Origin of the sequence: Velocimicrobium porci (genome assembly GCF_009696045.1) — a bacterium.
GTDB classification, from domain to species: domain Bacteria; phylum Bacillota; class Clostridia; order Lachnospirales; family Lachnospiraceae; genus Velocimicrobium; species Velocimicrobium porci.
Genome location: NZ_VUMT01000010.1, coordinates 96,150 through 114,137, shown reverse-complemented (window position 1 = coordinate 114,137; position 17,988 = coordinate 96,150). Strand labels below are relative to the sequence as shown.

The window sequence follows — 17,988 nt, the reverse complement described above, 5'->3', positions numbered from 1 at the left end:
CAGTATCAAGACCAGCACCGAAGCCAACATCAAAAGCAGTATCAAGACCAGCACCAAAGCCAACACCAAAAGCAGTATCAAGACCGGCACCGAAGCCAACACCAAAAGCGGTATCAAGACCAGCACCGAAGCCAACACCAAAAGCAGTATCAAGACCAGCACCGAAGCCAACATCAAAAGCAGTATCAAGACCAGCACCAAAGCCAACACCAAAAGCAGTATCAAGACCGGCACCGAAGCCAACACCAAAAGCGGTATCAAGACCAGCACCAAAGCCAACACCAAAAGTAGTATCAAGATCGGTACCGAAGCCAGCCCAAACGCCAGTTGTAAGGGTTTCGGCGAACACAATTGCTAAGAAGAAAGCTAATACGGCAGTTACTAAGAGAAGCATAAATAATACCATTTCAACGATGAAAAAGAGTGCGGAAAAAACGGTAAAAAGTGCTTCCAATGCTTTAAAAAAGACAGTGGTGACAGTTGGTAATAAAGTAAAGAAAAATGTAACCCAGACTGTGAAAAAAGTAACAACAACTGCCAAGGCTGGGGTTAATACGGTGAAAAAAGCAGGTGCTCAGGTAAAGAAGACTGCAGGAAATGTTAAAAATAGTGTAAAGGCAGCAACCGCATCAATAAAACAAAATGTAAATAAAGCTGCAACTACGGTGAAAAAGAATGTATGTACAGTTGGAAAGAAAGTAACGACATCGGTCAATCATACGGTGAATAAGGCAAAGCAGACGGTAAAGAAGGTTGCTTCTAATGTACAAACAACAGGAAAGACTACTGTTACAAATGTAAAGAATTCTACTAAAAAAGCGGTTAATCATGTCAAGACAACAGCAAAGAAGACAGCAAGTACAGTAAAAGCAAATGTAAATAAGGCAAAGCAGACAGTAAAGAAGAATGTTACGAATACCGTAAAGCAAGGTAAAAAGACAGCTGTTACAGTAGGAAATAATGTTAAAACCAAAGTTACAACTGCTGTGAAAGATGTAAAAAATGCGACAAAGCAGACGTTAGAAAAGGTGAAAAAAGTTATTAATAACGATGTTGTGGGAGTAAATTGTGTAATAAAAGAAACGAAAACAGGAAATGTTTCCCATACACAATCTCAGCACATCGGAGGGAATATTTTTGAAGTAACAAAGGGAAAGGATGGTAAATCCTATACAGTAAATGCACCTATTAAGGTAAAGGTACCTCATAGTAATAATACAATGACCTATAAAACATCTCTTACAATTGGAAAAGATGGAGTAGAAATTGGTTTTAGTGTAGAGGATGGTAAGACTGGAGTTTCATCCGGAGGTGGCATTTCAGTTGATAAAAATAATATAAAGAAATTTGTTACAATGGCAACTTCAACACCTTCTGGTTTTAGCTCAGAAATAAAGGTCGAAACGAGTTCGACGGATACGAAAAAAGCAGCGGCAGCAGCCAGTGTTGTTGCAGGCTGTGCTGCACTTGTTTATTTAGCGGCAAATGATTTGACAGGTGCAGGTGTAGCAGATGATGTTGCGATTCCAGGTGTTATGCAGGGAATTTATCAATCAGCAAAAATACTTTTAGCAGCATAGCTGCTAAAAACAAGAGAATAGGAGAGGAGTAAGAACTGTGAAACGCGCCTGTTATATTACGACATTAGTAGGAATTATTTTTCTTCTATTTATTATTTTAAACAAAAGTTGGAAATCAGAAGACAATAAGCTTGAGGGACGAACTTTAAATGAATTTGCTTCTGAGGAGTATTTAAAAGAGAAAGATGCTTCTGAATTGAAGTTTTATCCTACAATTGAAGAGGCAGTTTGTTCATGTGACTGGGATGAATATTCGGTCAGCAGGATAGAAAAAGTGGTAAAAGTAATTCAAGGGGAAGATTCCTGTGATGTGTTTTTTATTGTAAATAATAAGGAAAAGGATAATTTTTATACTTTTAAATTGAAAACAAAGCAGGAAAAACAAAAAATTTTGTATTCCGAACCGCTATACGCAGTAGGAACTTCTTGGGAGCTTGAAAAGTACCGTGGCAGAGAATTAGAAAAAAGATATGATAAAGAAGACTGTTTTAAGCAAAAGATTATATCCTGTCTTGGATTTTTTAACAGTACAGGGGCTTTTTCTCTAGACAAGAATAATAAAATTATAAAATGGGGACTTCATGATAATGAAGAAATAAAAACTCTGGCCATCGATGAAAAAAGACCGACGGAGGTTGTGAAGATTAAGATGGATGGAGAAGTAGTATATTTTTGGTATTATGAGAATCTTAATTTGGAAAATGCAAAGATGCAGGAAATTAATATATCTCATTAAATTAAAAATATTTATGCAAAATAAAATAGTTAAATTCTTTGTATTCTATTAATACCTTTCGATAGTAACTTTAATTAAATGAAACAGGAAATGATGGTTAAAAAAATTGGGAATTATCATTTCCTGTATCTTGTGTTTTTTTCTGTAAATTTCTTATCATTTTTATCCGAAATATAATATAATCAGATATCGTTTTGCCCAATTGAGTGAAAGTCATTATAAAATTTGATAAATGAGAAAAAATATTTTCAATTTTGTTTTTTGCAAAAGAAATAAAAGTTTTTGTGGAAAAAAAAGAGGAAATGGCTTACTATAATGATAGACAATGTTTTATGGGAGGAGGTAGATCATGAATTGCATTTGGAAACGAGGGAAGTCTTTTGGAAAGTTTGAAAAAAATGAGGAGAGTGGATTGGAGTTTTCAAAAGAAATGTTAGAAGGGACACCTACGGCAACGATTCCATTTGATTGGATACAAAAACATCCGGAGAGAGGGTATGTTATTGTTAAATATTTGCTTTGCGATGAAAAGAAAAAAGAGGCTCCGTATACAAGCCATCCGAATCAATTGTGGGACAAATATGCAAAAAAATTTTTTGCGTTATGGAGAGCCAAGTGTGATTTTGATGCAACCCTATATCTGGTAAACTATGCGAAAAAAGGGAGTAAGCATCAGGACGAAATACTTTTAATAAAAGTCTTAGATATGAATGAAAATGGAATAACGAAGGAGATGAGTTGGAAATATACAAGAAGTGAGTTTTCAAAAGAATTTCAGAAGTTTAACCGAGAATGTTTGGTAGATAAAAATGTAGTGCTTGAAGATATTTATCGAAATCAACCGATGATAGAAAATGGAAATATTGTATTACAGGAGGGAGAATATAAAGGTCGCAAAATTGATGAAATATATCATGATGATAAGCGTTATTTGGAATGGCTGGGATCTTCCGACAATCAATATTCCAGTGCTGCCAGAGTGTATATAGAACAAAGGGAAGATGAGTTGAGAAGACGCTGATTTATGAGGCAATTAGAAATATTTTCAACCTTTGTATAAATAGATAGAGAAAAGGGAGTACAACAGAAACAGAAATAGAAATACTGGTCTGTTGCACTCCCTTTTTTTAGATTTAAAAATTATAAATCACTATTGTGATAAATTGGATTTAATGCAGTATATTGTTTAATAAGCTGTGCATTTAATGCTTTAAACTCATCAATTGCATAAGTTGCATTCTTTTCACCTTGTTCTGTAAGGTATTTTTGTAAAGCAGTTTTATCAAGAGGATTATTATTGTAAATCTTCATAGCCTCTTCATCAGATGCTTTTAAGTTTTGGTTTAATTTATGTGTTACATTATTCATAACAGGTGTAACTGTTGGCATAAGAGCTTTATATTGAGGTCTTACTAAAGCGTTTGTTGTACGGAATGCCCAGTATGCAGAATCATCAGAAGGTGTTGCTGTACCTGTGCGGTAAGCTTCAGGAGTCTGAGTGATTCCTGCATAGAAAGGAACATATACGCTTGTTTCAGGTACTCCAAGAGCTACCCATTGTACACCACTGATTTCAACAGGCATGTTTTGACGGAACTGAATAATATGAGATTCCATTGTTCTTGGAACACTGATTGGACGTAAGCTTCCTTCATTTTTGCCATATGAGTCATATTTTGTATCATTAAAGTGAGAACTTAATACTTTTGCAATGGCATCCTTGTCAATCTTTTTGTCTGGTTTGCGATAGAAAGGAATTGTTGTTGAGTCAATTTTTTGGTTTTCAACCTGTGATGGAGATAATACTTTTTGTCCATACCATACACGAGGAATATTATATGTAAGGTCATCTTTGTCGTTTGTTCCAAAGATTTCTCTAAAGTTAAATCCGCTCTTAGCTGGATTTAAATTGTTTTTCTTAACAAATTCCTGAAGACCTGTTGACCACATAAAGTGTTTTGTGTCATTAAAATCAATTTTTTGGATTGCAATTTGGTTTGCAACAACAGCGTAATAGTTATCAGGAATACGTCTGGCTACCCAATGATGACCGGAACCAATTTCCATGTACCATACTTCGTCTTTATCAGAAAAGGCTACACCATTTACTTCAGCTGAACCATATTTTTCAACAAGGGCACCAAGGCGTTCAACACCTTCACGAGCTGTGCTGATATAAGGTAATACTGCTGTAACCATAGAATCTTCGCCGATTCCTGTGTCTTCTACAAGTGGATCCGCTTTTGCAATTTTATCATTGTAGCTTCCACTTTCTGTGGCACTCATTGCAACACCCTTTTCGTTAATACCAGCTTCTTCAAATTGTCCTTCTGACTCATCATTTTCAGGGGTTGCAGTATACTTGTAGGCATGAGCAGGAAGCTCGCAAGTAAAGTTATTTCCCGTAGATTTGTACATAGTTCCAGCTGGATTATTTTTTGCTTCGTGTACTAAAAAATATTTTGGCCAGGCAGTCATAGAATCTTCGTTACGAGCGATGAATGTAGAACCATCTGTAGAAGCATTCTTACCAACCAAAACAGTTGTACAAGCAGAAGCAACAGTAGGTACAAGTAATGTTGCTGATAGAGCAGCTGCAAAGGCTGCACGGATTAATTTGTTTTTCATAACTTTAAAAGCCATTTTAATACCTCCATGTTATAAAATATTAGAGTTATGCAATTGAAAAGTGTTACTAAAAAGTTCATTTTGTTAGGATAAATGTACTTAAATTAGCAGATGTAATGCTTAACTCTGGGGAACATCGTTTTTCGATGTATCTTAACAGCTTTATTTTAACACCGAGTTGGGCAAAATGCAATACTGGTAAGATAATTGTATCTTCTTATTAATACAAGTTTACATAAGAGATAGTTAAAGAATAGACATATAGTATAAAGTAAACAAGATGATAGAACACTTTCCTTGGGAAAATTATGAAAAATCAATAGTAAGGATACGAAAATAAGTGAGCAAATAGTAATAAAAAACAGCATATATCAAAAAAATAAGAAAATAATTCATTGCGTCTTGCGACTTTTCCTGTATAATAATATGTGGACATTAAGGAGGAATTTCATTGGATAATGTGAAAAAGGAAAAGAAAATGGAACGGCGTCCTTTTACAGTTGTTTCTCTATTTTCAGGAGCAGGTGGTTTAGACATTGGATTTGAGAAACAAGGCTTTAAGGTGCTATGGGCAAATGATATTAATAAAGATGCATGTGCAACACACCGCCGGTGGTCGGATGCAAAAGTAGTGGAAGGAGATATTGGGGCAATTCCGTTTGATACAATTCCTTCTTCTGATGTGATTACAGGAGGATTTCCATGTCAGGGATTTTCTCTTGCAGGTCCAAGAAAAATTGATGATAAAAGAAATGTGTTATATAAGCATTTTGTTAATTTAGTTGAAGAAAAACAGCCTTATGTTTTTGTTGCCGAGAATGTAAAAGGAATTCTTACATTAGGTCAGGGGAAAATTATAGATGCTATTATAGAAGACTTTTCGACAAGAGGGATTGGATATGATGTTTATCCGTCTTTAGTTAATGCGGCAGACTATGGAGTACCACAAGACAGATATCGTGTTATATTAATTGGGTTTCGAAAAGATATGGGAATAACAAAATATCAATTTCCGGAACCATTTGGATATAAAATTTCATTAAAAGAGGCATTAGAGGGGATGGGAGAACCAGACCCGGCTGATGTCTGTGAAGGGGCTTTTTCACCACGTTATATGAGCAGAAACCGGAAACGAAATTGGGATGAAGTATCCTATACAATTCCTGCAATGAGCAAACAGGTAACACTTCATCCTTCCTCGCCGGATATGGAAAAGATTGCAAAAGATGCCTGGAGATTTGGAAAAAATGGACGAACAAGAAGATTTAGCTGGCAGGAGGCGGCAGCAATTCAGACATTTCCAAAAGATATGGTATTTGAAGGGGATTTAACAAGTAAATATAAGCAGATTGGCAATGCGGTTCCGGTAAAATTAGCGGAAGTGATTGCAGAAGATATAAGAAAGATATTGAGTCAGTTAAGAAAACCAAAAGAGGAAAAAAAAGATTTTGGACAGACGAAAAAAGGAAAAGCATTTGAGTATGCCTGTTTGAGTGCTTTCGAGCAGTGGCTTTCTAAAAAAGGAATTGCATGGGAAGAGCAAAAAAGTAAGGCACTTAAGACGGCGGAAGAATTCTATATGCAGTTAGATAAGGACACAAGGTGTCAGATGAGCGTGGCTGCGACGGCGGCAGTAAAAATGCTTGAACGGCTTGAGCCGAATTTGACAGATAAAGAAGAAAAAGGGGTATTATTACTTCGAATCCAGGAAGATGCCAAAGGAATTGCCGGTGATGTCAGAGATATTGTATGTGAGCGTAAGGAGACGAACTGGGAAATAGGATTTTCATGTAAGCACAATCATATGGCGGTCAAACATTCCAGACTTTCTTATACGATTGATTTTGGAAAGCAGTGGTTTGGAAAAAGTTGCTCGAAAGAATATTTTGAGGAGATTGAACCGGTTTTTTCTTTTTTGGAAACTTGCAGAAAAGAGAAAATGCTTTGGAGTGATTTAGTCAGGAAAGAGGATGAGGTCTATGTACCATTATTAGATGCCTTTGTAAGGGAATTAAAACGACTTACACTTTTACACAAAAGAGAGATTCCGACCTTACTGGTACGTTATTTATTGGGAAAAAATGACTTTTATAAAATTATAACACAAGATGGAAAAAGACAATCCATTGTTCAAGGTTATAATTTGTATGGAACATTAAACAAGGCTACGAAGAATAAAAAACCAGATAATAAAGTGCATTTGTTAAAGCTTCCTACTAAATTTTATGATATCAGTTACAAAGAGAATTCGAAAAATACGATTATTGTAACTTGTGATGGAGGCTGGGCATTATCATTCCGGATCCATAATGCGAGCAGCAGGGTAGAACCTTCACTAAAATTCGACATACAGCTTACTGGTGTTCCACAAGTTCTTCACAGTCAGATTGAACCGTGGGAATAATAAGTGAGTAAAAAAATAAAAAAATTTAAAATTGCGGTAGTAAAAATAGAATAACTTTCGTTTCTATTTTGTAAACAAAAAGAAAAAGAGGTTATACTATGAGAAAAAAAATTACTGCGATGAAAAAGATTTTATTTGGTGTTGTGGTAGGAGCTGCCTGCTTCTCTATGACAGGTTGCATAGAGGTACAAAAAAGTGAAGCGATTGAAAAAGTTTCAGCAAAAAGTATTGAAAAGAATGTGGATGCGATATTTTGTAAGAAACTTACAGATAAAGACGCGGATAAAAAAGTAAAAAAGACAATCAAATTGAATGTGAAAAAAGACCTGTATACTGGTAAAGATAAGAAGCTTATCTATACAATAAAAAATACGACAGGAAGAAATCAACAGGTTGTTTTAGCACCTAGATTAGAGAGAAAGACGAAGAACGGTTATGAAGATGTTCCCTGTATAACCGGTTTTTGCGGTACTGCAGATCCACTGGAAGAACAGCTTGAAGGAAGTATTTTGTTAGAGTGGTATCCTAATTTAAGCAAAGGAACTTATCGTCTGTCATTTCGTGCAATTAAACAGACGGAACAAACTGTGAAGGAAATTACTTTAAAAGATACATTTGAATATGAGCCATAAGAATGAATAGAAAAGGTACTTTTGCGGAAACGGCAAAAGTACCTTACTTTTATATTTTTTTTTGTTTTATAATTGGGCTTTTTGTCCTTTCTGTCCACGCTTTCGGTTGCGGACTTTTTTGGCATTCAATTGTTTGCCCTGATACATGAACTTTTCTTCAAAGAATGGGACAATGGTGGAAAAAGCTACCGTATCATTTTTGTCTAAGGTAATTCCTTTCACACCTCTGCTTGCTTTTTTCTGCTCACTGACTTCATTGAGAGGAAAACCAAGAGAAAGTCCCTTTTCCGTTAACAGGATTACCTTTTTATCATCTTCTAAGATGTCAGAAGCGGATAATAAAAGAATATTGACTAGGCAATCATCGGTATCAAGTTTGGTAGAAGCAATAGAAGACCGAATTGTTTCAAATTCCGCTCCAGAAACAAGTTTTACGTATCCATATTTTGTTACAAACAGTAGCTGTGATTCAAATAATTGTTCAAATGAAGTATATACAAGAATTTCTTCTTTTCCAACTTTACAGAGAGAATGAATTAAAGTTCCTTTGTCCTTTATTTTACAGCGTGGAATTTTTTCTGCTTTTACTTGATACATATTTCCCTCTGCGGTAAAAAGGCATAGTTTATCGGTGTTTTTCATTGATATAACATGAGGATATTCCTTTTTTGTATCTTCACTGATTCGGTTATAACTGGAAGAATCCAGCGACTTTGTATAGCCGAAACGGTCAATTAGGACGAAAATATCTTCTTCTTTAAATTCTTCTACATATTCAACGTTAGAGGCGTTGATTAATTTTGTTTTACGTGAATAAGAAAATTCTTTTTTATAACTTCTGAGTCGGGATTTAATTACTTTGTGAAGCTCTTTTTGGCTTCCAAGAACCATTTTATATTCTTCGATATTTTGCTGTAAACTAGCCTCTTCCTCATGAAGTTTCATAATTTCTAAGCCAATTAATTTACTTAAAGGCATTGCCAGAATCGCTTCTGCCTGTCGTTCTGTAAAATTAAGAGTTGAGGCAGTTTTTTTGGATTTATTGGATTTAAATTTTATATCCGTAGTATCTCCGTGAATTAAACAATTTTTTGCCTGTTTTACGGAACTGCTGCCACGCAATATCTCAATAATTAAGTCAATTAAATCAGTTGCTTTGATTAAGCCATTTACAATTTCAAGTCTTTGGTTTGCCTTAAATAAAAGATGCTTATATTCTTTTGTATATAATTCTTCTTGAAAATAAACAAATTCCTGAAGAAGCGATTTTAAAGAAAAAGTAATAGGCTGTTGTTCCTTAACAGCAAGGAAATTAACGCTATAGGTATCTTCCATTGCTGTTTTTTTATAAAGGCCGTTAAGAAGATTATTAATATCCCTATCTTTTTTTACTTCAATTACAATACGAATTCCTTCCTTTGAAGATTCGTCCCTAACATCGTAGATTTCATCAAAAACTTTTTCTTTCATAAGAGAAGATAAAGTTTCAACCAGACGGGTTTTGTTTCCGGCGACTGTATAAGGAATTTCTGTAATAACAATATTTTGTCTGCCGTTGTCACCTTTTTCAATTTCAGTATTAGCACGAATCTTTAATTTTCCTTCTCCCGTTTCATAAATAGTAGAAAGAGCATCTTTATTAACAATTGTTCCACCGGTTGGAAAATCCGGTGCAGGAATATAATTCATCAGCTCTTCGGTTGTAATGGAAGGCTTATCCATATAGGCAATAACACCATTGATTACTTCGCCGGGATTGTGTGGAGGAATATTAGTTGCCATACCGACAGCAATTCCGGTTGTTCCATTAATTAAGAGATTAGGAATCATGGCAGGAAGAACCGAAGGTTCTTTCTCGCTTTCGTCAAAGTTTGGTATAAATTCTACTAATCCCTTTTCTAAATTGTTTAACAATGTCATGGCACCTTTTGAAAGGCGGGCTTCCGTATAACGCATGGCAGCAGCACCATCACCGTCAATTGAACCAAAGTTTCCGTGTCCGTCTACAAGTGGTATAGAAAGAGAATAATCCTCTGTCATATGTACCAAAGCATCATAGATAGAGCTGTCACCATGAGGGTGATATTTACCCATTGTATCTCCGACAATACGGGCACTTTTACGATGTGGTTTATCAGGTGATAATGCCAGTTCATTCATTGCATAAAGAATTCTTCGCTGAACAGGCTTTAAACCATCCCGTACGTCAGGAAGGGCACGTGCAATAATAACACTCATAGCATAATCACGATAAGAATTTTTCATTTCTTCAGAAAAATCCAATTGTATAATTTGTTCAGATTGTTTACTCATATTCGTAACCTTGCATATTGCAGAAGTATCCACAATATTGCCCCAAAATGGTTGAAAGAGAGGGCAATGCAACATATCCTTTCCATCAATATAGTTCTTTCAACCTTATAGTTCATCTAAATATCAAGACGTGCATATTTTGCCTCTTCCATAATAAAGGCCCTTCTTGGCGGAACATTACTGCTCATCAAAGTAGTGGTTATTTCATCAGCTTCTACCGTATCACTAATTGATACTTGAGCAAGAATTCGGGTTTCCGGATTTAGGGTTGTTTCCCATAATTGTTCGGCATCCATTTCACCAAGACCTTTGTAACGCTGTACACCTAAAATTTTTCTTCCGCTCTGTTTCTTAAATTTTTCTAATTCAAAATCATTAAAGATATATTCGGACTCTTTTTTCTTTTTCTTCAAATCAGTACGCTCATATTCCACACGGTAGAGAGGTGGAAGTCCACGGTAAATTTTTCCTTCATTAATTAATTCTGGCATGAAACGATAGAAAAAAGTTAACAGCAAAGTACTGATATGAGCACCATCGACATCGGCATCTGTTAATATAATAATTTTATCATATTTTAATTTGTTAATATCAAATTCATCTCCAATGCCACAGCCAAAGGAAGCAATCATGGATTTTATTTCATTGTTAACAAGAATTTTTTCTAAGGTTGCTTTTTCTACATTTAAAATTTTACCGCGAAGAGGAAGTACTGCCTGGGTTTTCCGGTTACGGGCAGTCTTTACTGTTCCGCCGGCGGAATCACCTTCGACAATGTAAAGCTCACATTCTTCTGCTTTTTTGGAAGAACAAGAAGCAAGCTTACTTCGGGTATCAACGTCATTTAATTGTTTTAAAACGGCAGTACGTGCTTTATCACCTGCTTTTCTCGCATTGTAAGATTTCATAGAATTTTCTAAAATTTTCTTTAGATCCTCTACATTCTTATCAAAATAACGCTGTACTTCTGTAGAAAATACTTCATCAACTGCACTTTTGGCGTCGGTATTTCCGAGCTTTGTTTTTGTTTGTCCCTCAAACTGGGGATCCGGATGCTTAATAGAAATAATTGCAACAAGACCATTTCGAATATCTTTTCCATCAAAATTTTCATCTTTTTCTTTTAAAATACCAAGCTCTCTTGCATATTGGTTCATGACACGAGTGAGTGCCATCTTAAAACCGGTAACCAATGTTCCACCGTCAACAACATTGATTCGGTTACAATATGCGTTAATTTGCTCAGAAAAATTAGAAGTATATTGAAAGGCAATTTCAACCTCAATATCTCCGCTTGTTCCTTCCACATATACAACATCATCATGGAGAACAGTTGCTTCCCGATTAATATAATTTACAAAGCTTTTAATTCCATATTCTTCATGATAGACAATTGATTCACCCGAAATTTCATCTTTATAACATATTTTTAGATTTTTATTTAAAAAAGCAATTTCTTTTAGTTTCTTTTTTATTGTTTCAGGTTTAAATTCAACCGTTTCAAAAATGGAAGCATCAGGATAAAAAGTAACCTTAGTTCCGGTATCTGATTTATTACACTTAGAAACAACAGGAAGAAGACCATTTTCCAGTTTTGTAATTGGATGACCGCCCTGTTCATATTCATCACGATACACTTGTCCGTTTCTTCTCACTTCAACAAGCATTTTGGAAGATAGGGCATTTACAACAGAGGCACCTACTCCGTGAAGACCTCCTGATACTTTGTAAACAGAACTGCCGAATTTTCCACCTGCATGTAGAATTGTATATACTACACGAAGTGTAGGAATCTTTTTTGTTGGATGAAGATCCACAGGCACTCCGCGTCCATAATCTCGAATTGTAATACCGCCATCTTTTTGTAACGTTATATCAATTTGAGAGCAAAAGCCTGCAAGATGTTCATCGATTCCATTATCCAGGATTTCCCATATCAGATGATGAAGACCACGGCTTCCGGTACTTCCTATATACATGCCGGGGCGTTTCCTTACAGCTTCTAAACCCTCCAAAACAACAATTTGACTTCCATTATATTGTTCCATAATAATCTCCATCCTTTACATAGTTTTCCGTCACAACACAACTTAGGAATTATATCATAACAATCCGTTCTTCGCAAATAAAAAGAAGAAAAAATGAATCATATGTTCGCTTGGAAAATTAAACCGAAAATTGCAATTTATGGATAAAACAGTAAATAGCAAGAAAATGATGTAAAAATATTTAAAATAACAGATTATAATAATAAAAAAGAAAAAAAGTTTGAAAACTTTAATAAAGTAGTGTATAATAGTATATAAGAAAAAAGTACTAGATGGTGTTGAATTACTTGAAAATGATAAATTAGAAGTTGTTTTTTTAACAAGGAGGTTACTATATGAAAAGAAAGAGATGGACAAAGATGTTAGCTGTTTGGCTTACAGTTGTTCTTTGCCTTTGTGAAACAGGAGGTTACGTAAAAGTGGCGGATGCAGAAACAGAAGAGGCACCGGTATTAACTAAGGTAGAAGATAATTCAGCTGATACAGCGATGAAATTAGCAAAAATGCTAGTTGGAGAAGGAATGGAAGTTAAAAGTGCCAAACTGATTGGTGAAGCAACACAATTTGGCTCATTTACAGGTGCTTATGAAACCGTTGGTTTTAATGATGGTATTGTGCTTTCCACAGGAATGGTTGAACAGGGCGGAAAAAGCATATTTAATCGCAGCTACAAAGACAAGGCATCAAGTAATATTACAAACTCAAAAGCACTTGATAAGAATGGCGATGAATTAAAAGGTTTTACAATTGATCAAAGCAACTATTATGACCCGGCAATTTTAGAGTTGACTGTAGTTCCTAAAACGGATACATTATCATTTCAATATGCGGTTGCTTCCGATGAATATATTCACTACATTGAATCCTACTGGGATCAATTTGTACTCACTGTCAATGGAGTGAATTATGCGTGGCTTCCGCAAATTAAGGATAATAATAACAATCCGGTACCTGTAACAATTGGAACTGTAAATAATAAAAACAACAGCCAGTATTACAGAGGAAACATAAAAGATATATTGGACAGTAATGTAATGGAAGATGATGAACATGCAATCTCACTAAATCACTTCATTTACAATGGAATTACTAAGGTATTTAGTGTAGATGCTCCGGTTAAAAAAGGAGAAGAAAATGTAATTCGTCTTGCAATTGCTGATTATAGAGATGCGATTTTAGACTCTGCGGTTTTTGTAAAAGCAGGAAGTGTTCAGGATAAACAGCCTTTATATGGATTAATTGATATTGCTTATGTGGATTCTGCACAGAAAGAATTATACTTAAGAAGAAAAGGCGGATACAATGGTGCTGTATCTGCAGACGTAGTCTATACCGATGAAAAAGGAAACGAAGTTGGAAGAAAAACGATAGAATTCCAGGATGGAGCTTATATTAATATTATAAAAGTATCGGAAGAAGCGTTACAAAAAGGAGCAGTATACGTACATCTTGCCAACCCAACCGGTGCTGTAAAGGTATCCGAGGCAAAGATAGATTTTGATAACTGGGTATCTGCGACAGCCTTAAAGGCAATGAAAACGAAAGTAACAGGAAACGTTTATGAAAACAAGGATGGGAATAAAGTACCGGCAGCAAATGCTAAAGTTGCGTATAAGACGGTAACAAATGTTGTTTATGAAACAGAAACTGATGAAAATGGTAAATATACACTTTATAACATTCCGGGTGGCAAATATAATATTTTTGTGACAAACGAAGACGGAACAAAAGAAACCGTTGCCGATACCGAGGTAACAGTCTATGACATGTCAAAGAATGGAAAGAAAGCAGAGGATATTGTACTTGAAAAGAAAGTATCAATGATGGTAAAAAATAGTGACAATATTGCTTCTCTTCCTGTTGTAATTGCCGGTTTAGGTGAAGCTTCAAACGGTAAAGAAGTAAAAGCAACTATAAATGCGGTAAAAGTAAATGAGTCAGGCAATAAAGAAGTTATTGAAAAAGGAATTGAAAAGACAGGTACAACATCATTAGATTATGTATTAGATATTAATATTGATTCTGATGGTAACAAGCAAACAGAACTAGAGAAACCAATCGTTGTTACAGTTCAAATTCCTGAAACATTAAAAGGAAAGAGTGACTACTTCTTATATCATGTACACAACAATGGAGCTGAAGTAGAGATATTATACGACCTTGATAATGACCCGGATACAATTACCGTACAGATTGATAAACTATCTGAATTTGCTTTATTAACAGTTGATAGTGCGAAATCCGGCAAATTTGAAACAGCAGAAAGTAAGGCTGTGGAAAATCAATTATCAACTGCGGAGAATAATTCAGTAAACCAGGCTGTAGAGATTGTTAAGAAGTTATATGGAACTGTTCCGGATATGGGAAACAATGAGCAAGATAATAATAAGCCGGACGATAATCAGAACAATTCAGATAACTCAAATAACCAAAACAATTCAAACTCAAGTTCAAATAATGCAAGCTATTCAGACAGTTATAATGGAAACCTCAGCTTTAATCTTACAGAGCCATTACGTCAAAAAATATTTGAAGGCATTACAGTAACAAGTAAAAAAATTCTCTATAAAGGGGATAATGATATTATAGAAGTTAATGGTGTATCAGAGTCCAATATTATAGTTGACTATATGTCAAAAGATTCAAAGATTGTTTCGGTAGATAAAGATGGAAATATTGAGGCGAAGAAGACGGGAACTACTACGATTGTAACAGAGATTACAAAGGAAGGTGTTGTTAAGAAGTTTGAAACTGAAATAACAGTAAACAAACCTTGCATTAAGATTTTAGGTGGTAAATCAAAAATAAAGCAAGGCAAAACAACAACGTTTAAGGCAGAGGTTTATGGATCAGATGCTGCGGTTACATGGAGTGTATCAAATAAAAATATAGCTACAATTAATTCGAAAACTGGAAAATTAAAAGCAAAAAAAGCTGGTACAGTAACTGTATATGCGAAAGCAGGAACATTAAAGAAATCATATAAAGTTAAAGTTACAAAATAATAAGTTGGACTGTTATAAAGTATTAGTTTATAACAGTCCATACTTTTGCCTAAAATGCAAGAAAAAAATTGATAATAAAAAAAATTGATGCTATAATGGGTAAACAAATGAAAGAACTATCAAAAAGAATAGTTGGCAACGGCGAATTAATTGAAAAATAAAGCCACAGTGAGGAGAGAATAAACATGAAAACATCATTTGTAACATTACAGCAGGTTGAAGAAATTACAAAGACGTATCCAACCCCATTTCATTTATATGATGAAAAAGGGATTCGGGAAAATGCAAGAAAACTAAAGGAAGCGTTTGCCTGGAACAAGGGTTTCAAAGAGTATTTTGCTGTAAAAGCAACACCAAATCCTTACATTATCAATATATTAAGGGAAGAAGGATGCGGGGTAGATTGTTCTTCATTGACAGAACTAATGCTTTCCGAGTCACTTGGGATAAAAGGGGAAGAAATTATGTTTTCTTCGAATGTGACACCGGAAGAAGAATATAAAAAAGCTTATGATTTAGGCGCGTTTATAAATTTAGATGATTATACACATATCCAATTTCTAAAAGAAACAACCGGAATTCCAGAAACAATTTTTTGCCGGTATAATCCGGGTGGAGTTTTTTCACTTGGAACAGATATTATGGATAATCCGGGAGAATCGAAATACGGTTTTACAAAAGAACAGCTTATAAAAGGTTTTAGGGAGCTAAAAGAACTGGGAGTTAAAAATTTTGGAATACATTCATTTTTAGCAAGTAATACAGTATCAAATGAGTATTATCCTGTATTGGCAAAGATTTTATTTGAATTGGCAGTTGAGCTAAAAGAACAGACAGGAATTGCAGTTAAGTACATTAACTTATCAGGAGGAATTGGTGTTCCGTACAGGCCGGAAGATAAAGAAAATGATATTAAGATAATTGGAGAGGGAGTACGAGCGGTTTTTGAAGAAGTACTCGTTCCAAATGGTATGAAAGATGTTGCAATCTTTACAGAACTCGGACGTTTTATGCTTGCACCATACGGCTGTCTTGTGACAAAAGCGATTCATGAAAAACATATTTATAAGGAATATATCGGACTTGATGCCTGTGCAGTTGATTTGATGCGTCCTGCAATGTACGGAGCATATCATCATATTACTGTACTGGGCAAAGAAAACGAACCTTGCGATCATAAGTATGATGTAACAGGTTCCTTATGTGAAAATAATGATAAGTTTGCAATAGACAGAATGCTTCCAAAGATTGAAAAAGGTGATTATCTTGTGATTCATGATACCGGAGCCCATGGTTATGCGATGGGATATAATTATAATGGAAAATTAAAATCAGCAGAATTATTATTAAAAGAAGATGGAACAGTACAGATGATTCGTCGTGCTGAAACACCAAAAGACTATTTTGCTACATTTGATTTCGGTGACATATTAAAAGATATGAAATACTAGAAACGAAGGGATAATAAGGTGCATTAATAATACAGATGAAATGACAGGGTATTTGCAAGGAGAAAAATACGAAAACTATTTCATCTGTATATTTTTTAAGTTCGATATAATGATATATAATGATTAGGACTTTTGTATGAAAAGAATGAAAATTTAAAATAATTAGAATAAGAGATATGACTCATTGACACGAGTAAGAAACAAATAAAATAATTGGAGAGAGAAAGCTAAATTGTACAAAAATAAGCCCGATAATCGTGTAATGTTTTTCGAAACATCTATAAAGTTTTTGTTTTTTCAACCGATAAATTTAATATAGCTTAAGAAAATAAATGAGTAACACAATGAGAAGGTGGTGGCAATATGAGAGTAGATGCATATAATCAAATAACGCAAATTTACCAGACCACAAATGCGAAAGTAAAAAGTACAAATAAGAAAGAAAAGGCATCTGATAGTTTGGAACTTTCACAAACAGGAAAAGATTATCAGATTGCAAAACAGGCTGCAAAGGATGCACCTGATATTCGGGAGGATAAAGTAAATCAGCTGAAAGAACAGCTTAAATCTGGAACGTATCAAGTAACGGGAGAGGAATTTGCGGAAAAAATACTGGAACGGTATTTTAATTCCATTATATAGAGTAAAGTGAGGGCGATTCATTGGCTAGTTTAATGGAAGAGTTAATTACAACGTTAGAAGAGGAACAAAGAGTCTATGATAAGCTTCTTCCAATTGAGTTGGAAAAGACTGGAATTATCGTAGAAAACGATCTTGAGAAGTTACAAAAGATTACCGAACAGGAACAGGAAGCGATTCAAAAAATCACTGACTTAGAGCACAAGAGGCAGGAAACGGTTGTGAATATAGGAACTGTTATCAGCCGTGATCCTGCCTCTTTAGACTTAAAAACAATTATTAGTCTGTTAGACAAACAACCGGAAGAACAAAGAAGACTGAGCATGGTTCATGATAGTCTTCATTCTACAATTCATAGGTTAGTAGATATTAACCGTCAAAATCAATCATTGATTGAACAATCCCTAGAGTTAATAGAGTTCAATATGAATTTTATTCAGAGTACAAGGATGTCACCGGGGAACAATTATGACAAACATGCTTCAGGTGTGGATATACCAATCAGTCAGACAGGGATGTTTGATGCGAAGCAGTAGACAAAGTTTACGGAAG

Annotated in this window: 11 protein-coding genes and 1 pseudogene; 9 read left to right on the top strand and 3 right to left on the bottom strand. The window is 34.8% G+C overall.

Features of this window, described 5'->3' with window-relative positions; genetic code table 11:
- From FYJ58_RS15045 to FYJ58_RS08395, 3 genes and pseudogenes are all read left to right on the top strand, one after another.
- Nucleotides 1-1,580: pseudogene (locus FYJ58_RS15045) on the top strand (hypothetical protein); the annotation flags it as partial.
- A 37-nt stretch (nt 1,581-1,617) separates the two neighbouring features.
- Nucleotides 1,618-2,316, top strand: a complete 699-nt coding sequence (locus FYJ58_RS08400) for a hypothetical protein (protein ID WP_154519293.1) — start codon at nt 1,618-1,620, stop codon at nt 2,314-2,316.
- Nucleotides 2,317-2,665: 349 nt separating this feature from the next.
- Entirely contained in the window at nt 2,666-3,337 is a 672-nt protein-coding gene (locus tag FYJ58_RS08395) for a hypothetical protein (RefSeq protein WP_154519292.1), read from the top strand.
- Between the two features lie 119 nt (nt 3,338-3,456).
- On the opposite strand, the gene FYJ58_RS08390 is transcribed toward FYJ58_RS08395, so the two are convergent.
- Complete coding sequence (locus FYJ58_RS08390) at nt 3,457-4,959, bottom strand: C69 family dipeptidase (protein ID WP_205839202.1); 1,503 nt, start codon at nt 4,957-4,959, stop codon at nt 3,457-3,459.
- A 445-nt stretch (nt 4,960-5,404) separates the two neighbouring features.
- Between FYJ58_RS08390 and FYJ58_RS14910 the strand changes: the two genes are divergently transcribed.
- Nucleotides 5,405-7,348 carry a HaeIII family restriction endonuclease gene (locus FYJ58_RS14910; RefSeq protein ID WP_328597820.1) on the top strand — a complete coding sequence of 648 codons (1,944 nt, stop codon included), beginning with the start codon at nt 5,405-5,407 and terminating at the stop codon, nt 7,346-7,348.
- A 98-nt stretch (nt 7,349-7,446) separates the two neighbouring features.
- Nucleotides 7,447-7,980 (top strand): immunoglobulin-like domain-containing protein, encoded by a 534-nt coding sequence (locus FYJ58_RS08380; protein WP_154519291.1) that lies wholly within the window; start codon nt 7,447-7,449, stop codon nt 7,978-7,980.
- 66 nt (nt 7,981-8,046) lie between these two features.
- Here the strand turns inward: FYJ58_RS08380 and FYJ58_RS08375 are convergent, their stop codons facing one another.
- Both FYJ58_RS08375 and FYJ58_RS08370 read right to left on the bottom strand, forming a co-directional pair.
- The gene (locus tag FYJ58_RS08375) at nt 8,047-10,293 is read right to left on the bottom strand and encodes a DNA gyrase/topoisomerase IV subunit A (protein ID WP_154519290.1); all 2,247 of its coding nucleotides are present in this window, start codon (nt 10,291-10,293) and stop codon (nt 8,047-8,049) included.
- Between the two features lie 116 nt (nt 10,294-10,409).
- On the bottom strand, nt 10,410-12,341 hold the full coding sequence (locus FYJ58_RS08370) for a DNA gyrase/topoisomerase IV subunit B (RefSeq protein WP_154519289.1): 1,932 nt from the start codon (nt 12,339-12,341) through the stop codon (nt 10,410-10,412).
- Nucleotides 12,342-12,676: 335 nt separating this feature from the next.
- Here FYJ58_RS08370 and FYJ58_RS08365 point away from each other — a divergent pair, with 335 nt between their 5' ends.
- The 4 genes from FYJ58_RS08365 (at nt 12,677) to FYJ58_RS08350 (ending at nt 17,972) form a co-directional block, all read left to right on the top strand.
- The gene (locus tag FYJ58_RS08365) at nt 12,677-15,346 is read left to right on the top strand and encodes a choice-of-anchor L domain-containing protein (protein ID WP_154519288.1); all 2,670 of its coding nucleotides are present in this window, start codon (nt 12,677-12,679) and stop codon (nt 15,344-15,346) included.
- 185 nt (nt 15,347-15,531) lie between these two features.
- Nucleotides 15,532-16,797: a diaminopimelate decarboxylase gene (locus tag FYJ58_RS08360; protein WP_154519287.1), complete on the top strand. Its 1,266-nt coding sequence runs from the start codon at nt 15,532-15,534 to the stop codon at nt 16,795-16,797.
- Nucleotides 16,798-17,160: 363 nt separating this feature from the next.
- Complete coding sequence (gene flgM, locus FYJ58_RS08355; protein ID WP_154519286.1) at nt 17,161-17,439, top strand: flagellar biosynthesis anti-sigma factor FlgM; 279 nt, start codon at nt 17,161-17,163, stop codon at nt 17,437-17,439.
- 20 nt (nt 17,440-17,459) lie between these two features.
- Nucleotides 17,460-17,972: a flagellar protein FlgN gene (locus FYJ58_RS08350; RefSeq protein WP_154519285.1), complete on the top strand. Its 513-nt coding sequence runs from the start codon at nt 17,460-17,462 to the stop codon at nt 17,970-17,972.
- Nucleotides 17,973-17,988: the final 16 nt, after the last annotated feature.

What these genes read in the sequence shown, in the direction of transcription:
- FYJ58_RS08395 (WP_154519292.1), top strand. Translation starts at nt 2,666, where the DNA reads ATGAATTGCATTTGGAAACGAGGGAAGTCTTTTGGAAAGTTTGAAAAA.
- FYJ58_RS08390 (WP_205839202.1), bottom strand. Translation starts at nt 4,959, where the DNA reads ATGGCTTTTAAAGTTATGAAAAACAAATTAATCCGTGCAGCCTTTGCA.
- FYJ58_RS08380 (WP_154519291.1), top strand. Translation starts at nt 7,447, where the DNA reads ATGAGAAAAAAAATTACTGCGATGAAAAAGATTTTATTTGGTGTTGTG.
- FYJ58_RS08375 (WP_154519290.1), bottom strand. Translation starts at nt 10,293, where the DNA reads ATGAGTAAACAATCTGAACAAATTATACAATTGGATTTTTCTGAAGAA.
- FYJ58_RS08370 (WP_154519289.1), bottom strand. Translation starts at nt 12,341, where the DNA reads ATGGAACAATATAATGGAAGTCAAATTGTTGTTTTGGAGGGTTTAGAA.
- FYJ58_RS08365 (WP_154519288.1), top strand. Translation starts at nt 12,677, where the DNA reads ATGAAAAGAAAGAGATGGACAAAGATGTTAGCTGTTTGGCTTACAGTT.
- FYJ58_RS08360 (WP_154519287.1), top strand. Translation starts at nt 15,532, where the DNA reads ATGAAAACATCATTTGTAACATTACAGCAGGTTGAAGAAATTACAAAG.
- flgM (WP_154519286.1), top strand. Translation starts at nt 17,161, where the DNA reads ATGAGAGTAGATGCATATAATCAAATAACGCAAATTTACCAGACCACA.